The organism is Sphaerospermopsis sp. FACHB-1094, assembly GCF_014696195.1.
Taxonomy (GTDB): domain Bacteria; phylum Cyanobacteriota; class Cyanobacteriia; order Cyanobacteriales; family Nostocaceae; genus Sphaerospermopsis; species Sphaerospermopsis kisseleviana.
On record NZ_JACJPT010000025.1, the window covers coordinates 1 to 18365 of the forward strand.

General features: G+C 38.4%; 19 protein-coding genes and 1 riboswitch. Of the genes, 13 read left to right on the forward strand and 6 right to left on the reverse strand.

Going from position 1 to position 18365, the window contains the following annotated elements:
* Positions 1 to 143 precede the first annotated feature (143 nt).
* Positions 144 to 446, forward strand: a complete 303-nt coding sequence (gene rpsN, locus H6F47_RS10280) for a 30S ribosomal protein S14 (RefSeq protein ID WP_096570571.1) — start codon at positions 144 to 146, stop codon at positions 444 to 446.
* 122 nt (positions 447 to 568) lie between these two features.
* Here rpsN and H6F47_RS10285 read toward each other — a convergent pair whose 3' ends face one another.
* Positions 569 to 898 (reverse strand): hypothetical protein, encoded by a 330-nt coding sequence (locus tag H6F47_RS10285; RefSeq protein WP_096570569.1) that lies wholly within the window; start codon positions 896 to 898, stop codon positions 569 to 571.
* Positions 899 to 1146: 248 nt separating this feature from the next.
* Between H6F47_RS10285 and aat the strand changes: the two genes are divergently transcribed.
* The 8 genes from aat to H6F47_RS10325 all read left to right on the forward strand — a co-directional run bounded on the left by aat (position 1147) and on the right by H6F47_RS10325 (position 7952).
* On the forward strand, positions 1147 to 1722 hold the full coding sequence (gene aat / locus H6F47_RS10290) for a leucyl/phenylalanyl-tRNA--protein transferase (RefSeq protein WP_190649032.1): 576 nt from the start codon (positions 1147 to 1149) through the stop codon (positions 1720 to 1722).
* Between the two features lie 31 nt (positions 1723 to 1753).
* Entirely contained in the window at positions 1754 to 1903 is a 150-nt protein-coding gene (locus H6F47_RS10295; RefSeq protein WP_190649035.1) for a hypothetical protein, read from the forward strand.
* Positions 1904 to 1916: 13 nt separating this feature from the next.
* Positions 1917 to 2480: a peptide deformylase gene (def, locus tag H6F47_RS10300; RefSeq protein ID WP_096570565.1), complete on the forward strand. Its 564-nt coding sequence runs from the start codon at positions 1917 to 1919 to the stop codon at positions 2478 to 2480.
* Positions 2481 to 2492: 12 nt separating this feature from the next.
* On the forward strand, positions 2493 to 2696 hold the full coding sequence (locus H6F47_RS10305; protein WP_096570563.1) for a hypothetical protein: 204 nt from the start codon (positions 2493 to 2495) through the stop codon (positions 2694 to 2696).
* A 343-nt stretch (positions 2697 to 3039) separates the two neighbouring features.
* On the forward strand, positions 3040 to 3885 hold the full coding sequence (locus H6F47_RS10310; protein WP_242027378.1) for a PD-(D/E)XK nuclease family protein: 846 nt from the start codon (positions 3040 to 3042) through the stop codon (positions 3883 to 3885).
* Positions 3886 to 3981: 96 nt separating this feature from the next.
* Positions 3982 to 4623, forward strand: a complete 642-nt coding sequence (locus H6F47_RS10315; RefSeq protein ID WP_096570561.1) for a GNAT family N-acetyltransferase — start codon at positions 3982 to 3984, stop codon at positions 4621 to 4623.
* A gap of 247 nt (positions 4624 to 4870) precedes the next feature.
* Entirely contained in the window at positions 4871 to 7189 is a 2319-nt protein-coding gene (gene recJ, locus H6F47_RS10320) for a single-stranded-DNA-specific exonuclease RecJ (RefSeq protein WP_190649037.1), read from the forward strand.
* 49 nt (positions 7190 to 7238) lie between these two features.
* Complete coding sequence (locus tag H6F47_RS10325; protein ID WP_137667151.1) at positions 7239 to 7952, forward strand: Uma2 family endonuclease; 714 nt, start codon at positions 7239 to 7241, stop codon at positions 7950 to 7952.
* On the opposite strand, the gene H6F47_RS10330 is transcribed toward H6F47_RS10325, so the two are convergent.
* The 4 genes from H6F47_RS10330 to H6F47_RS10345 are packed head-to-tail and all read right to left on the reverse strand — an operon-like array spanning position 7940 to position 10626.
* On the reverse strand, positions 7940 to 8761 hold the full coding sequence (locus H6F47_RS10330; RefSeq protein ID WP_096570555.1) for an ABC transporter ATP-binding protein: 822 nt from the start codon (positions 8759 to 8761) through the stop codon (positions 7940 to 7942). The genes H6F47_RS10325 and H6F47_RS10330 overlap by 13 nt on opposite strands.
* Positions 8736 to 9548 (reverse strand): cobalt ECF transporter T component CbiQ, encoded by an 813-nt coding sequence (gene cbiQ, locus H6F47_RS10335; RefSeq protein WP_137667150.1) that lies wholly within the window; start codon positions 9546 to 9548, stop codon positions 8736 to 8738. The genes H6F47_RS10330 and cbiQ overlap by 26 nt, the downstream gene beginning before the upstream one ends.
* Positions 9549 to 9557: 9 nt before the next feature.
* On the reverse strand, positions 9558 to 9860 hold the full coding sequence (locus tag H6F47_RS10340) for an energy-coupling factor ABC transporter substrate-binding protein (protein ID WP_137667149.1): 303 nt from the start codon (positions 9858 to 9860) through the stop codon (positions 9558 to 9560).
* Positions 9847 to 10626, reverse strand: coding sequence for an energy-coupling factor ABC transporter permease (locus tag H6F47_RS10345; protein ID WP_190649040.1), 780 nt, complete (start codon positions 10624 to 10626; stop codon positions 9847 to 9849). Before H6F47_RS10345 ends, H6F47_RS10340 begins: the two co-directional genes overlap by 14 nt.
* Before the next feature lie 21 nt (positions 10627 to 10647).
* Positions 10648 to 10789: riboswitch (cobalamin riboswitch) on the reverse strand.
* Positions 10790 to 11526: 737 nt separating this feature from the next.
* On the opposite strand from H6F47_RS10345, the gene ctpB reads away from it, so the two are divergent.
* Both ctpB and H6F47_RS10355 read left to right on the forward strand, forming a co-directional pair.
* Positions 11527 to 12876 carry a carboxyl-terminal processing protease CtpB gene (gene ctpB, locus H6F47_RS10350; RefSeq protein ID WP_096570547.1) on the forward strand — a complete coding sequence of 450 codons (1350 nt, stop codon included), beginning with the start codon at positions 11527 to 11529 and terminating at the stop codon, positions 12874 to 12876.
* An 807-nt stretch (positions 12877 to 13683) separates the two neighbouring features.
* Positions 13684 to 14379 (forward strand): response regulator transcription factor, encoded by a 696-nt coding sequence (locus H6F47_RS10355; protein ID WP_137667147.1) that lies wholly within the window; start codon positions 13684 to 13686, stop codon positions 14377 to 14379.
* 362 nt (positions 14380 to 14741) lie between these two features.
* On the opposite strand, the gene H6F47_RS10360 is transcribed toward H6F47_RS10355, so the two are convergent.
* Entirely contained in the window at positions 14742 to 15023 is a 282-nt protein-coding gene (locus H6F47_RS10360) for an Npun_R1517 family heterocyst differentiation transcriptional regulator (protein ID WP_096570543.1), read from the reverse strand.
* Positions 15024 to 15727: 704 nt separating this feature from the next.
* Between H6F47_RS10360 and H6F47_RS10365 the strand changes: the two genes are divergently transcribed.
* Together H6F47_RS10365 and H6F47_RS10370 are read left to right on the forward strand one after the other, a co-directional pair.
* Positions 15728 to 16084 carry an NAD(P)H-quinone oxidoreductase subunit M gene (locus H6F47_RS10365; RefSeq protein ID WP_096570541.1) on the forward strand — a complete coding sequence of 119 codons (357 nt, stop codon included), beginning with the start codon at positions 15728 to 15730 and terminating at the stop codon, positions 16082 to 16084.
* A gap of 308 nt (positions 16085 to 16392) precedes the next feature.
* Entirely contained in the window at positions 16393 to 18330 is a 1938-nt protein-coding gene (locus H6F47_RS10370; RefSeq protein ID WP_190346848.1) for a protein phosphatase 2C domain-containing protein, read from the forward strand.
* The last annotated feature ends 35 nt before the right edge of the window (positions 18331 to 18365 follow it).

Genomic DNA, 18365 nt, shown 5'->3' on the forward strand with positions numbered 1-18365 from the left:
GCGTCTGGCTAAGGCGTGAAAGTCTACTGAGGGATAACTGCTCCCATGCTCCCGTTGAAGTAGAAAGTAAAGTCTAGTTTTGTCTAGGTTTTATATAGCAGTGTAGAATAGAAAACGCTGCCTTTTAATAGATTAGATATTTTATGGCTAAAAAGAGCATGATTGAGCGCGAGAAGAAACGCGCTAAAATGGTGGAAAAATACGCTGCAAAACGGGAAGCCCTGCTAGAAGAGTTCAGATCAGCAGAATCTCCCCTAGATAAGTTAGAAATTCACCGCCAAATTCAACAACTACCCCGTAACAGCGCACCTAGCCGCCGTCAAAACCGTTGCTGGTTAACAGGTCGCCCCAGAGGAGTTTACCGTGATTTTGGACTATCTCGGAACGTTCTGCGGGAATGGGCGCACCAAGGTTTATTACCTGGGGTTGTCAAGTCTAGCTGGTAGTCATTAACCCAGGGAATAGGGAATAGGGAATAGGTGACAGTAAGCAGGGGAAGCAGGAAAAATTATAACCCAGTCCCCAGTCCCCAGTCCCCAGTCCCCAGTCCCCAGTCCCCAATCACCTGTCATTGTCCACAACAACGATCAATTCCCAGACTGTCTAAGAGTAGATCGCTAACGGCGTTGGCGATCGCAAACTCTCCATAAAAGCTTTTAGAAAAATCAAAAGACTGCATTTCTGTAACAATAGCAATTACCAGAGATCCCAAATCATCTTCTCCTTCCATGCGTTGCCTGACAAAAATCTGCGCTGCACGTTGGGCAATTTTTTGATTAACCAGTTCGGGAAGAAATTCTGTATCTAGCCATAACAACAGTCGCTTTTGCAACCATTCGCCTTCTTGTTGAGGATTTTCCGTAGGTGGTAGGGTAATAGGTGGAATTGGCTGAGTCATGTTTGTATATCTTAAATAGATTTTGTGTACCAAGGTAATCTCATACCATTTTGGATTTTAGATTTTGGATTTTGGATTTTAGATTTTGGATTGTAAAAGTCTTGTTAAACAAGCTTTTAACACAAGCTTTTAATCTTTCCATATCTCAAAATCATGGTTCAAGCTGGGATGAGAGAGAAAAACGCAGCAGCAGTCCAATCACAGCTCAATGCGTTCCTTTGGGGGTTTTGTTATGATGTTCATAAACTATGGAATATGATGTTGCTGCTATTATTCGAGGTTATGCTCAAGGATATTTTCTCATGGCTGATGAGCATGATCACTTGGGATGGTATGGAAGTAGAGAACATACTTTGATTCCCTTAGATGAAAGATTCCACTATCCCAAGTCATTACAACGAGTTCTCAACCAAGAAAAGTTTACAGTAGCAGTTAACCGTGACTTTATGGGTGTGGTTAATGGATGCGCTAACCGAGAAACAACTTGGATTTCTCAAGAATTAAAAAAAATCTACTGGTTACTTTACCAAACTGGTTATGCTTATAGTTTTGAAACCTGGCACGATGATCAACTTGCAGGGGGAATTTTAGGGATTGTGATTGGAGGTGCTTTTATTGGTGAATCTATGTTTTATAAAATTCCTGAAGGTTCTAAAGTAGCGATGGTGAAGCTAGTAGAAAGGTTGCGAGAAAGGAAATTTTTATTGTTTGACGCACAAATGATGAATCCCCATTTAGCCCGATTTGGTGCTTATAACGTCGGTACTAAAGAATATGAGACGTTGCTGAGACAAGCTTTGCAAACATCTTGTTCATTAGAATGATAGTTGATAGTTGATAGTTGATAGTTGATAGTTGATTAGGAAACATCAAATTGATTACCCAGTCACCAGTCACCAGTCACCAGTCACCAGTCCCCAGTCCCCAGTCACCAGTCACCAGTCACCAGTCACCAATCACCAACCAAATAACGATAGAATGAAATTAATCAGACATTCATCATAAAGCCAAGACAATCATGCCCTCTGATATTGCTGTAGAGAAGAAAAAGTTAAAAAATCCACCTTTGAAGCTTCATTATTTAGGCGATCGCGCCCTCCGTCAACCTGCAAAGCGGGTAACAAAAATAGATGATGAACTTCGTCAACTGGTGCGGGATATGCTGCAAACTATGTACAGCGAAGATGGTATTGGTTTAGCTGCACCCCAAGTTGGAATTAATAAACAACTAATTGTCATCGACTGTGAACCCGATAAACCAGAAGTACCCCCATTGGTATTAATTAACCCTGTGATTAAACAGGTTAGCAGTGAGCTTTGTATTGCTCAAGAGGGCTGTTTAAGTATTCCTAAAGTTTTTTTGGATGTCAAACGCCCGAAAGTTGTAGAAATTGCTTATAAAGATGAATATGGTCGTCCCAAAACCTTAAAAGCTGGTGATTTACTGGGAAGATGTATTTTACACGAGATGGATCACCTCAATGGTGTGGTTTTTGTGGATCGTGTAGATAATTCCTTGACTTTAGCACAGGAGCTATCTAAAAATGGCTTCTCGTATCAAGCTGTAAAACCAGTAGCATAGGGTGGTCTTGTTGTGTATTTAACTCCAAAAAGCGGTTTATTTTTAGGTGGGTCTTGTTTTACAGCGATCGCTGCTGTTGGTTCTGTTTTTGAACTCAGTTCTGGACAACCTGATTTTGGTGTCCAAACTACTACCATTATTCTAGCTCTAAGCATTCCCCTGACTGTTTTATTTTTTATTGCGGCAGTCAAGGATGCACGGGCTAATATTAAATAAGCATCAGGTATACAAAAAGGTAAGAGTTTATACTATTCTTTTACCTTTTGTTTTTTTGGTGATTGGTGATTGGTGATTGGTGGTTTAAAAGAATTTAATTTAACAAAAAAAATATAGAAAAATCCGTAGGAGAGAGGATTGATTTTTTTCTAGGGGGGTGGTAGGCTATATAGTATCTTCAATACAATGGTATGTAAAGTTTTTAAAAAATTTTAGCAACACTCCATTATACTAGAATAGTACCGCGCCCCAGAGAAAAAGTCAACGACCCAAAGATAAAAAGTTGCGCGACTCTAATAAAAAATAAAAAATAAAAATTGATAGATTGATAATAAGTAATTTGATGAAAACAGAAAATGCAAAAATGGTATTAACATCAACTGATAGTAAATTATTAAGACTTTCGCAAGGACACCTCAACTTACTAGAAACCTGTCCGCGTAAATTCCAGTATAATTATTTAGAAAAACTGACGACACCGACAGATCCCAAACAAGAAGAACATCAGATTGCAGGTAGTCGTTTTCACCTATTAATGCAGCAGAGAGAAATAGGTTTACCAATTAATAGTTTTCTCGAAGCAGATGATAAATTGAAAACTTGGATGAAAGATTTTAAAGAAACTGCACCAGAAATATTAACACCTGATATTAATAATCAAACCTTCCGAGAAAGTGAACATTATCGAACTTTGCAAACACAAAATTACCTAGTGACAGTAGTTTATGATTTATTAATTGCAGATCAAGAAAAAGCACATATCTTTGATTGGAAAACATATCAAAAACCACAAAAAAGAAATGATTTAGCTAAGAATTGGCAAACCAAACTTTATCTGTATGTTTTAGCAGAAACTAGCAACTATTTGCTGGAAAATATATCTATGACTTACTGGTTTGTTCAGGCTAAATCCCGATCTAACAATATTCCTTTTCACTATGAAACCAAAAAACACAAACAGACAGAAAAACAACTTCATCAATTATTAAATAAATTAACAAATTGGTTAGATGATTATGAAAAGGGTAAACCATTTCCGCAGGTAGAAGAATCTAAAACTTGTAATTTTTGTCAGTTTGCTAAACAGTGCGATCACTTTGCTGATCGGAGGTATGACTCAAAAACTTTAGTAGCACCCGCAATTAATAATCTACCTAATCTTGATATTATTGAAGAAGTAGCACTATAGCAGGGAACTCTTAACAGAGAACAGGAAATATAGCAAAAATTAACCAAATAAATCCAATAAATCTAAATCAAATAAATCAAAAAATTAACAAAAATTATGAAAACCTTTGATGAAAACGATACAATTTATGTTCGGGAATTAGGAATTGATGATATAGCACCTGTTTACCACTTAGGTGAAGAACTATTTACCAGCGATTTATATCCTTATTTATACCGTACCTGGGATGAATGGGAAGTAATAGGACTTTATAATACAGATCCAGAATATTGCTTAGTTGCGGAAACAGAAAGTGAACTTGCAGGATTTATTTTAGGGACAATAATTAGTAAAGCATCTTGGACCTATGGTTACATTTTGTGGTTAGGAGTAAATCCTAAATTTCAACGTCAGGGAGTTGCAGATAAATTAGTTGATAAAGTTGTAGCGCGAATGATTGAAGATGGGGCGCGGTTTATGTTAGTAGATACTGATCCTACAAATACTCCAGCAGTGAAATTTTTTAATAGAAAAGGTTTTGGTAACATTCGCCAACATATTTTCTTATCAATGAATTTGAGTAAACATCCATATTATGGCAGACTAATAGATTATGAACATCAAAAAGCAGAAAGGGCAGGTTATAGGCGCACACGAACTACAATTCGTTCTCGAAAATCCGAAGGTATTCCTGGGGAAATAGCGATGAATCCCTTAGTGAATGAATCATCAACAGATTTAATGATTAATGAGGAATAAAGAGAGGAGTCAGGAGTCGTAGGGGCGAAGTAGGGGCGAAGCATTCGGAAAATAACCTTTTCATCAAATTGATAATTGTTCGCCCGAATGCTGACGCTTCCAGCACGCTTCGCGAACGCCCGTACAGGAGTCAGGAGTCAGGAGAATTTTAGATTTTAGATTGGATTCATGAAATACAATCCAAAATCCAAAATCCAAAATCCAAAATATAATCACCAATCACCAATCTCTATTTTAAATTAATTCAATGCAGTGGATTTTATTAGAAACAGAACAAATTCCTGAGTGCTTCATCCAAGCAGTTAAACAGTACACACCTTTATCAAGTGGTATTTTTGCTGCACAATTATTATGGCAAAGAGGAATAAAAACAGAATTAGAATTAGCCAGTTTTGTGAATTTCCAAAGTTATCAAGCTGCAAGTCCTTTTGAATTTGGACAAGAGATGCACTTGGCGGTTAACCGTTTAAAAAAAGCGGCTATATCTGGTGAAAAAATAGCGATTTGGGGAGACTTTGACGCAGATGGTATTACCTCAACTGCGGTTTTATGGGATGGTTTAGGACAATTTTTTATTCAACATGAACAATTAACTTATTATATCCCTAATCGGTTAACAGAATCTCATGGTTTAAATTTAGCAGGAATTGATAATTTAGCCCAACAAGGTTGTACATTAATCGTTACTTGTGACACGGGAAGTACAAATATTGATGAAATTATTTATGCCCAAAAATTAGGAATTGATATTATTGTCACAGATCATCATACTTTACCTGCTGAACGTCCTCCGGTAACTGCAATTATTAATCCTCGTTACTTACCAAAAGAACATCCATTATTTCATCTTTCTGGAGTTGCAGTTGCTTATAAATTAGTGGAAGCATTATATGAAACTTTGCCCGATGTACCCCAACGTCCCCTAGAAGATTTATTAGATTTAGTAGCGGTAGGATTAATTGCTGATTTGGTGCAATTAAGTGGAGATTGCCGTTATTTAGCACAAGTAGGAATTGAAAGATTACAAGCAGATTATAAAAAACCTGTTGTTGAAAGAAGACGACCAGGGGTAGGTAGATTATTAGAATTATGCCAGAAAAGTGGCGATCGCCCTACAGATATTTCCTTTGGTTTAGGTCCTAGAATTAACGCAGTTAGTAGGATTAAAGGTGATGCTAGTTTCTGTGTAGAACTATTAACCAGTCGTGATATACAACGTTGTCAAGAACTAGCAGAAGAAACAGAATTAGCGAATACCCGACGCAAATCTTTACAGAAAGATGTACAAAATCAAGTATTAAAAAAAATCTCCCAATTAGATTTATCAACTACCAATGTCATAGTTTTAGAAGATCCACAATGGGCTAACGGTGTGTTAGGTTTAGTAGCAGGTCAAATTGCCCAAGAAACAGGAAAACCGACAATTTTATTAAGTACAGAAAGCGGAGAATATGAACCAAATAAACCACAATTGGCGCGGGGTTCTGCCAGATCAATTAATGGTGTGGATTTATATCAATTAGTTAACGAACAATCCCATTTATTACATCGTTTTGGTGGACATCCATTTGCGGCTGGTTTAAGTTTACCTGTAGAAAATATCCCCTTATTTACAGATGCAATTAATCAAAAATTACGGCAATCTTTAGGGGGAATAAATCTCACACCCACTGTCCAAGCTGATGTGGTGGTGACAGTTGCAGATTTAGGGAAAGAATTATTTTTAGAACTGAAACTTTTAGAACCTTGTGGAATGGGAAACCCTGTACCAAAATTACTCATTAAAAATTGTTGGTTTGAAAATGCTTGGCATAGAAATCAACAAGATTTAAAAGGTAAGAAAATACAATATATTAAAACCGAGTTTGACATTAGAGATGATTCTAGTAAAAATCCTTTTCCTGGTATTTGGTGGGGACATTATAAAGAAGAATTGCCTACAGGTAAATGTGATTGTATTGCGGAAATAGATTTTAATAGCTTTAAAAAACGTTATGAAATCAGATTAATTGCTGTGCGTCCTAGTGCTGATTTAGAAGTGCAAACTGAGAAATCAGCAATGATTTTAGATTGGCGAAATCAGGATGTTTCGGAATTTACTGTAGATGATTCAATATTAATTATTAAAGATTGTCCCACAACTTGGGAGGATGTAAGAGCTTGGTTGAGAAAATCGGTTTATAAACAACAAAAACTAGCTTTAGCTTGGGCAAAACCAGAAAACCAAACTCCCCAGGAAATTTGGTTAACGTTGGTAGGAGTTGCTAAATTTATCAGTCGCAAAAATCAGCTAGTTACCCGTGTACAAATATTAGAAAAACTGGGTATTAGTGATCCTAGTTTATATTTAGGATTTCAGGCTTTGAAATATTTAGGTTTTACTATTGAACGTCAAGATCGTTATCTACAAATTACGTGGAATGAATTTATCAATGATACAACTAAGGCTGAAAATGCAGTTAATAAATTTTTAGCCGCATTACAAGAAGAACAATTTCAAAAAAAATATTTTGCCACAGTTCCTATATCTACTATTCAGGCGATCGCTTTTAATGGTTTACTTTGATAACAGTAAGATATAATCAATTTACCTACCCATAATATTATTTGCAGTTATGGTTAACACTTCTGTAAAAACTGTCCATAATTATCCTGATTATATTCCGCCTTTAGAAAGTGGCGATCGCCTGACTCGTCCAGAATTTGAGCGCCGTTATAGTGCTATGCCAAATCTCAAAAAAGCTGAATTAATTGAAGGAGTAGTTTACGTGGCTTCCCCTCTGCGTTTTGAACCTCACGCCGAACCTCATGCTAATTTAATGGGTTGGTTGTGGTCTTATAAAATAGTTACACCTGGTGTCAGACTGGGTGACAATGCAACAGTAAGACTAGATTTAGACAACGAACCTCAACCCGATGCTGTACTATTAATAGATACAGCCTGTGGTGGCAAGTCTTATATAGGCGCAGATGGTTATATAGAAGGCGCACCAGAATTAATCGCAGAAGTAGCAGCCAGCAGTGCTACCAAAGATTTATATGATAAAAAAAGAGCCTACCGTCGCAATGGAATTGAAGAATATATAGTTTGGCAGGTTTTTGAAGGTACTGTAAGTTGGTTCAGTTTAAAGAATGGTGAATATATAGAACTGGTAGCAAATGAACAAGGAATAATTAAAAGTCAAGTATTTCCAGGTTTATGGCTGAATGTTTCCGCATTAGTAACAAGAAATATGTCACAAGTAATGGCTACTTTACAGACAGGTTTAAGTTCAGGAGAACATCAAGATTTTGTAGAAAAATTAGCTGGAAATAGTTATATATCCTGAAATATCCGTTGTTTCACCCGTTCTAAAACGGCTTTCTCCTCAACAGATAGCCCTGCAAATAACATTTCATATATTAATGGTACACCTAATTCTAACTCCTCTAAAAGATGATACTGACTAAATACATCTTCTGGTGTTCCTTCTAAGATCAATCTTCCTTTATCCATAACAAAAACCCAATCTGCCCAACGATAAACTAAATCTAAATCATGGGTAGCCATTAATAAAGTTGTGCCATTACCATGAATTTTTTTGAGCGTATTCATCAGGTTACGAGTGTGTTTTATATCTAAATATGCTGTAGGTTCATCTAATATTAAAAGTTGAGGTTCTAATACCATGACATCAGCTATAGAAACTCGTTTTTTCTGCCCTAAGCTAAGATGATGTACGGGTTTTTCTGCTAAACTGTTTAGCCCAAATTCACCTAATATTTTCTCGACTCTGATTTGAATTTCCGATGGGGATAAACCCAAATTACACAACCCATAGGATATATCTTCCTCAACAGTAGATGCGACTAATTGCTGTTCTGGATCTTGAAATACTAAACCAATTTTTTGCCGTAATTTTGTCAGATAGTTTCTATGATAGCTTAACGGTTCATGCAACCATTTGATAATTCCCCGTTCAGGTTTATATAAACCATTAGCTAATAAAAATAGCGTGGTTTTACCACAACCATTTTGACCAATTAAGGCACACTTTTTTCCAGAGGGAATTTTTATATTTAACCCATTTAAAACTGATTGTTGTGTACCTGGATAGGTGTAATATACTTGTTCAAATTCTAGTAAATATTCCTGCATTCCATCCTAATTCTATTGCTATTAAGACTACACAGCCACTAATTGCTTCAATAATATATCGTTTAGATAATTGATAACGTTGGGGATGCCAGACTCTAAATTCTTCTGTCATTCCCCTTGCTGCTAATCCCAAAGAAAAACGATGATATTGTTGTAAAGTACGCTGTAACAATTGTCCTATTAATATTGCTAAACTTCTCATTCCTATTTTCCAGTTGCGGTAGCCACAACGAGAATTTTGTGCTATCCATAATTCATTGGCTGTGTTTAGAATTATGAAAATAAACCGATACATTAATAATAATAAATCGGTTAAAATTGCTGGAAATTTTAAGTATCGTAGCGTTTGTAATAATTCTGTAAATGGCACAGTTAACATGAGAAAATATAAACAAGAAATGGCTGCAAAGGCACGACAAAAAATTACTAAAGCTTGTATACTTCCACTGTGACTAATGTAAATATAAACAGTACCAAACTTTAACCCATATATTAAATCTCTTTGAATTTGTGAAAAGTTAGCGAGGTTGACCATATTAATTGTTAATGCTGGTAAACTTGTCAACCAGAAAAAACTAGCAAAAATTAACAACCGCAAATAGATTTTCAGAGGAATTTTAGCATACACTACTGTCCAAATACCCATCCATAATGATAGTAAAATTTGTACAAATGGATGGGTGAAAAGTGCAAGTAACAGCGTAGTAAAGGCAAAGATGATTTTATGTGTTGGGGGAATTTGTCGCAGTTGATTAGTATAAGCTAAAGTATCTAATTTTAGGCTCATTGTGTAGACTTATTCTTCATGTTTTTGTTGTTGAGAACGTCCTTTATACAAACCAATAGCATAACCAATTACTCCCGCACCTATGGCAGCTTGAGCAGAAAATAATAAACTAGCTACTTCCCCACTAGGAGGTTCAAATATTGATTGAAACCAAGGTTGATATGCGGGTTGAATTTGACTAATGGCGGTTTTGGCTTTGTCATCGGCACCACCAAAATCAGCATTTCTGACTAATATGAGGGGAGCAAATGCTAACGCGAATACAGCTAAGACTAATAGCCAGTTATTAAAATCTTGTTTAGACTGATTCATTACTTTCAGTTTCCCGTTTGATTAACTTTAGCAATTCTAATTCTTGAGGATTATAGGATTGTAACCAATTCCATACCAACACCGTTAGCAGTCCTTCACTAATAGCTAAAGGAACTTGAGTAATAGCAAAGATACCAGCGAACTTGGTAAATGAAGCGATAAACCCACCAACAGGTGCAGGAAAAGCTAAAGCCAGTTGGATAGAAGTAATAATGTAGGTGAGTAAATTAGCGATCGCTGCTGATAAAAATATAGCAATTCTTTGTTTACCACTACACCGAATAATGAGATGATAGATCCAGTAAGCGGCAAACGGTCCAGCGATCGCCATTGAAAAAGCATTTGCTCCCAGAGTTGTCAAACCACCATGTGCCAGTAACAAAGCTTGGAACAATAGTACCAAAGTTCCTAAAACTGTCATCGTCAAAGGTCCAAACAGCACCGCACCTAACCCTGTACCTGTGGGGTGAGAACAACTACCTGTCACAGAAGGAATTTTTAACGCTGACAAGACAAAAGTAAAAGCACCAGCTAACCCCAACAATAACTTCAATTCTGGGTTAGCTTGAGTAATGCGAGTCAAACTTCGCAAACCGAAAATAAAAAATGGTAATGCTACAACCCACCAAAAAACCGCCCATTGCACTGGTAAAAAACCTTCCATAATATGCATAGCATAGGCAGGTTTAGGTAAACCAACTACTAAGTAAAAACTAATAAATCCCATCAGGGTTAGACTCATCCAACCCCGTTTTTTTAGAGACATAATCTGTACCTCGCAGATTGATGTAAAAGTATTGTCATCGGCGGGCATCCTGACTTAACCTAATAATGGTTCACAGTTGCGGGACAGCGCCGGACTTGCACCGAACTTTCCCCCTTGCGTCCAATGACTGCTCCTCATCAGAACCGATGGGAGTAACAATATCATGACTAACGCCAGTTGCTAGTAAAGTTTTGCAAATATAGCAAAAGTCAGGAGTCGTAGGAGCGAAGCATTCGGGCGACTAATTATCAATTAGACATCTCCGAAAATTAAAGGCGAAGCCATAGTAAAATAAAGTATCGGAGCGTGGCGGAGATACTTTAATTTCATTTCGGTGGTTGTGGCTCACTCGATTTTCTTATAAATTTCCCGGACAACACTACCACCAAGCACAAAAAAGGCATCGACAGGCTGTGAAGAAGCAAAAACTAAGGTTATAGTAGTGAAAGTCAGCCAACTTAGCAGGATCAAACACAACCCAAAAGCAATATTTCGTAACAATCGCCACAGTTTTCTAAATCTCATCAGCCAAGAAACTAATGATTTGATGGTAGGTTTGTGCTTCATAACATAGAAAATTAAAGCTTTATTGTTTAATATTGAAAAATCCAGCCATCAAGTCAACAAAGCGCTATCTTAGGAAAAGGATCTTAGTTGAAAAAAGAAAAGAGTGATGAAATTCACACAAATGCTGTGGCTGCTTTAACAGTAAAACCACTTCCATCCCAGCGATATTTATTAATAAAAAGACCGTAATTTCCACATCATTTACAAAGGAAAAAATGATGGATTAATCTTAGATTAAGCATAGCTCATAAGTAGAGTATAAAAACTTAAAAATTTCAGGAAAGCCTGATTGCTAAACTGTCAACAATACAATTATTTATTCCATCTGTATACATGAATCAATCTGCGAAACGTCACTCACCGCTCCAAGCAGCCTTGATTGGTGGAGCGATCGCTACAACTGCTACTATATCTTTATTTGGTCAAGCTTGGACAAAGTGTGTTCAAGCCGCTTTACAAGATAGTCCAAAAGCGTTAGTTGACCAAGTATGGCAACTTGTAAATAGGGAATATGTTGATGGCAAATTTAATCAACAAGATTGGCAAGCAATTAGGCAAAGCCTGTTAAGCAAAGAATATACCTCCAATGAACAAGCTTATGTAGCTATCCGCCAAGCCTTGCAAAGATTGGGTGATCCTTACACGCGGTTTATGGATCCCAAGCAATTTGAAGCCCTCACCCGTCAAACATCTGGAGAGGTTACGGGAATTGGCATTCGCATGGAAATCAACGAAAAAAACCAGCGATTGACAGTGGTTGAACCTCTAGAAAATTCTCCAGCCCAGAAAGCAGGTATTAAAACAGGGGATGAAATTGTAGCGATTAACGGTAAACCCACTCTCAATATGAAAGTGGAAGAAGCATCTAATTTGATTCGTGGTCAAGCGGGTACTGCCATCACCTTACGACTGTCAAGACCGGGAAAAAATCAGTTTGATGTCAAGCTGACGAGGGCAACTATCGAAGTTCCCATAGTAAATTATACCCTCAAACAAGACGGTGGCCGTCGCATTGGCTATATTCGGTTAAGGGAGTTTAGCAGCCACGCTGCGGATCAGATGCGAAAAGCGATTCGTGACTTGAATCGTCAAAACGCTGATTCCTTTGTCTTAGACTTGCGTGGCAACCCAGGCGGTTTATTACAAGCAAGTATTGAAATAGCGCGGATGTGGCTAGATAATGGTGGCATTGTCAAGACAGTAGACCGTGTGGGAGATAGTGAAGAAACCAAAGCCAATCGCACAGCTTTGACAAATCGACCCTTAGCTGTACTTGTAGACGGTAATTCCGCTAGTGCTAGTGAAATTCTCACCGGCGCACTCAAGGATAATAACCGGGCGGTAGTTGTAGGTAGTCAAACCTTTGGTAAAGCCTTGGTACAATCAGTCCATGAACTGAATGACGGTTCTGGGTTAGCTGTCACCATTGCCCACTACTATACCCCCAAAGGTACGGATATTAACAAGACAGGAATTATACCAGATATTCAGCTAGATTTAACGGAAGCACAGGAGCGTCAGTTAGCTGCTAATCCCAATTTAATTGGAACTCTAAATGACCCACAATACGCTCGTGCTATTCTAGCTCTCTCTAATACAAAATTTGCCCAACCTACAACACCTTCTCAAACTTCTCAAAATACTCAACCTTTGAGTATTCGCGCTGAAGATTTGAAATTTTAATTTTAAGGAGTCAGAAGTCAGGAGTCAGTAGGGGCAAACCCCCCGTGGTTGCACTTACAGAAGTCAAGAGTAAAGACTTGAAAAATAAGATCCCCGATTTCTTGAAGATGTCGGGGATCTGCTATTATTTATACTATAAATAGGGGTTGCTGAATAAAACGGATTGCCCCTTCAGGGGCAGTCATGGTAGATTGTTTTTAACAGGAATGGTAATCAACCTGTATAAAAACCTAACTGCCTAACGGCAATCTGTACTTTGACAACTGAAGATTGGTGGGTTCTATTCCATAGTTCTAGTTTCTTGCGAGGAATAGGTAAAATCTACCCTTCGGGAAGGCGCTTCGCGTCTACATGGGAGCTAGACTTGTGTTGAGCGCACTTGTACTGAGCCTGTCCTGAGCCTGTCCTGAGCCTGTCCTGAGCCTGTCCTGAGCCTGTCCTGAGCGGTGTCGAAGGGCGGTGTCGAAGGGCGCAGTCGAAGTAAGTCGAAGTAGTCGAAACACGACACAGAATTTAAACTCAAACAAAATTTGGCATCATCCAACTAGGGAAGGGCATTCCCTAAGTAACGCTTGGGGAGAGAACCACCTCTGGATGAGAAACTGCAAGGGATCTAGTCTAAGTGGACTCGTTGAATCAAGAATATCTGCTCCTTTAGGACGCAGAGTGCCAAAATGGAGAAGCAGATTTACCAGACAATTAGAACATAACTTGCCTCAAATCTTCCTCATCCCCAGTACCCAATCTTAACCAACTTTCGCTAAATTAGAGAAAGGTAAATCAACAGCAAATCTAAGGGAATTTTCAATGTCAGCACAACTGTTACTGGTAGATGATGAACCAGGGTTACGGGAAGCCGTGAAAGACTATTTACAAGAAAGCGGCTTTAGTGTTCAAGTTGCCAGTAACGCCCGTGAAGGTTGGGAATTGATGCAACAAAATACACCTGATTTGGTGATTTCTGATATTATGATGCCCCAGGTGGATGGCTATCAGTTTCTCAAACAACTGCGAGAGGATCCACGGTTTCATGCATTACCAGTAGTATTTTTAACTGCTAAAGGCATGACAGGCGATCGCATTCAAGGATATCAAGCGGGTGTTGACGCTTATCTACCTAAACCATTTGATCCTGATGAATTAATAGCCATTGTAGAAAATTTACTCACCCGTCGCACTGCTCAAGCCCCAGCGATAGGAGAAGATAGTGAAAACATGGACATTGCCAAATTAGCCCATGAAATTTCCAAAATCAAAGATTTGTTAAGTCCCAGAACTGCCATTGCCCAGACTCCACCTCCATTTAAAATTGATTTAACCCCTAGAGAGCAAAGTGTATTAAACCTAGTAGCACAAGGGTTGATGAACAAAGAAATTGCTCGCCGCTTAGAAACCAGCGTCCGCAACGTCGAAAAATATGTCAGCCGGTTATTTAGTAAAACAGGTACTAATAGCCGTACAGAATTGGTAAGATTTGCTTTAGAACATGGACTAGCTCAGTAGTAGCCAAACTAAAAAAGAATATCACCATGATCAAGAGGATTTACAGAGACAGCTTTCTGATTCAAATTGAATGAAAACGATTGGTAAGATTGGTAAAATGCACCTGGTTGAGTTTGCTATCAAACTCTACTAAATGTAAATGGGTTCTTGTGATAGAAATGAAACCCTAAGTTTTTGTGAAATTTCCCTGAGTATAAATTTTCAACCACCCTAACCAAAAATTTGAGCAAGGGATGAGCGAATCAACAGACATCCAGGTTTTGAGGTAGTGCAACTGGCAAGGGGTTAATGTAGATGCTGAATTGAACTTATAGATAATCTTCTTGGTTGTGTTGTAGAGTGACTTTATTTCTCTCTATTGTCTATTGGCTGTTATCAACAAAGTTTCTTAAGCGCATCAGTTGTCGTCTCATTTGAGGTGAGGCTTTGAACTCAGAAACCTCCTGCGCCTTTACAGACGCTTGTAGTGTTTCCAAAAAGTCATCAGATCCCTCAGTGAGTGCGTCTAGTAGCACCTGCAAAAGCTGTTCGCGATCGCCTAACAGACTCTTTTCCTCAATCAAACGGAACTTGAGATGTATTTCGCACTCATAAACACCTACTTCGAGATTATTGATTTGACGCGGTAATGCTTTGGAGTTCATAGTTTTGAGGATTCCTTTACTGGGTGTTTATACAGGTGAGAAACTAAAATATCCAGAAAAAAAATTCTTTATATTTCCTTTAAATACAAAGAACTGATTGAATGTAAGAGGCTTTTCTCATCCATCAAATTTGCGTTCAATTTCTCACTCCCCCCTATTTTTATTCCAAGTGGTTTTTTACTGTCTAGGTTTTGATATTCCCGTGGTAGTTTTGGCATATCTAATTCATACACTATTATTCAGTTTTTAAGATTCTATACAATAAAGTTTCTGTAAGAACTTGTCCAACCTTTTTCAAAGTTTTTACATCAACTTTATGGAAACGTCAATAACTGTGCAACTTTTTACGCTAATCATAGTGAGGTTACTTATGGAAATTGGTGATTATTTTCCCTTTGTTATCCGCCAGTTAACATTTTAGGCAATTTAGGTTAAATCAACAATGTGTTCTTTTTGATCTCTAAAAATTTAATGGGTAAGATAGTAAGTTTGTCAACTGTAGAAATTCGGTTGTAGATCATCACATATACACTGAACTAAATTATTTTAGCCCAGAATTTTTTCCAATTCTTACTGGTTCTAAATATTACTGGCTATGTCGAAAAAGATATTTTCAACTCAAAGCTTGTAAGTTAAAACAATTAAGCTGAGGGAGAGCAGTTAAAATAGTTGCAGTGTAATTAGCCGAAATCTTACACCTTTTTATGGATAACCCGATGCTGCTCAAGTCCACAACCCGTCATATTCGCATTTTTGCGGCGGAAATGGAAAAAGATGAACTAGTTCCTAGCAATCACGTCTTGACGTTAGATGTTGACCCAGACAACGAATTTAACTGGAATGAAGACACACTACAAAAAGTTTATCGTAAGTTCGATGAACTAGTAGAAGCTTCCAGTGGTGTAGACCTAACAGATTATAACTTACGTCGGATTGGGTCAGACCTAGAGCATTTTTTGCGATCGCTCCTACAAAAAGGTGAAATTAGCTACAATCTCTCTAGTCGCGTTACTAACTACAGCATGGGACTACCCCAGGTTGCATCTAACGCCAATAAATAAGATGGAGAGTGGTTGTTGATGAGTTACAAGATTTATAACTACATTTATAACTCTATAACTCACCAACAAATTAGGTGTATGGCAAAACTACCCCCAAAGAGGTAGCTATCCTGGAGAAAGAGGAGAAAAGGCAAGGGTGCAGGGTGCAGGGTGTAGGGAAAAAGTTCAAAGTTCCCAGTTAATAATTCCCAATCCCCAATCCCCAGTCCCAATCTCCTATTATCATTGAGTACAAAAACATCAGCGGACTAAATTACCGCTACTCATGCTGTTGAATAAATTGCCAATCGCTGATCGGTTCGACAAATATGGAAAATGACGCGGCAACGCTTTACTGCCCAAATGAATATTGTCAAGCTGCCAATCCCTTGACCCACAAGTATTGCCAGCGATGCTCCACACCCTTACCCAAGCGTTACCTGTGGGCAGTGGCAGATAGTGTGAGCCTGGGTAGTCCTGGAGAAATTTTAGCCGATCGCTATTTGGTCATTGGTCAATCAATCATTCTTGATCTCAAACCTGGTTTACTACCCCAAATACCTGAATTAGATAATTTATACCACATTAAAGCTTATCTAAGACTCATACCTTACCGCTTGCATATACCACAAGTGTATGGGATCATCTCTCTCCATGAAGGAAAATCTCAACCAGAAATCTTAGTTCTAGAAAAACCGCCCCTGTCAGTTGATAGTACATATACTCAAGTACATCTGTGCAGCCAGCTAACAGCAGCGTGGGATGATGCCTCATCAATGCGGCAAATGAATTGGCTGTGGCAGATAGCGCATTTGTGGCAACCGCTTTTGACTGAAGGAGTCGGTTCTAGCTTATTAGACCCCTATTTAATCAGAGTGGAAGGGGGTTTAGTGCGGTTATTAGAATTGCGTTTTGATCAGCAAACAGCACCAACATTGTCACAATTAGGAGTATTTTGGCAACAACTCCTCAAAAATGCCAAGCCAGCCATAGCTGAATTCCTCAAGCAAATTATTGATGCTTTAATTGATGGTGAAATCCACTCATCTGAACAATTAATTACGGTTTTAGATCAAGGACTGACAGGATTGGGGATCGCCTCCTGTGGACGAAACTCGCCAATCCCAAGCACTAACATTAAAATTATTACCCAAACAGATAAAGGACCTTCTCGTCAACGCAACGAAGATGCTTGTTACCCACCTAGTGGCGTTCTCGTGAGTAAACCTCCCCAGCAAACCGCCTTAGCTATTGTTTGTGATGGTATCGGTGGACATGAGGGAGGCAACATAGCATCAAATTTAGCCATTGAAACTATTGAGCAAGAGGTGATGCAACTCACTTCTGTTGCTGATGAAAACATAGATCCCTTCAGAATCATCAATAATTTAGAACAAGCAGTAGCACTTGCAAACGATAAAATTAGTCAGCGTAATGATACGGAACATCGCCAAGGACGGCAAAGGATGGGAACTACTCTAGTTCTAGCCTTACCGATTGGCCATGAAATGTACATTACTCATATTGGTGATAGTCGTGCTTATTGGATTACGCGCCACGGTTGCTATCAAGTTACCTTAGATGATGATGTAGCTTCTCGTGAAGTACGATTGGGCTATGCTATTTATCGCGAAGCATTACAACATAGTGGTTCTGGCTCCTTGATCCAAGCTTTAGGCATGAGCAAGAGTGCCTCATTGCATCCTACGTCCCAACGATTTATCATTGATGAAGATGCTGTTTTCTTGCTCACCTCCGATGGATTGAGTGATTTTGATCGAGTAGAAGAGTTGTGGGAAACGGAAATTTTACCAATTCTTGGCGGCAATACAAATATAGAAGATGTTGCAGCCCGACTCATAGAAATTGCCAACACTAAAAATGGACATGATAATGTCACCATCGCTTTAGTACATTACCAAGTCAAATACTGTGAACCAGATATCATTCTCCAAGCGGACATTCCGACTATTACTTCGACTTCGCTCAGTACAAGTTCAGCCAGCAAAACAGTAGATTTGACACCAAGAACCACAAATGTAACTGCTTTAGGCAATGAGTACCAGCAAACTCAAATAATTTCAGAAACCAAGCCTGGGCGTACTGCCAAACTACCGCTACAGTTGTTAATTATTTTAGGTGTGCTTTTAGGAGCCGGTGGACTGGGATATTGGCTCAAAATCCAACGAGAACCACAATCGACAATTACCCCATCAACTCCGTCTGCAACCCCACAACCAACAACAACGAAAACACCAACACCATAAAACTCAGAAAACCCACAAGATTTATCGCCATCAAA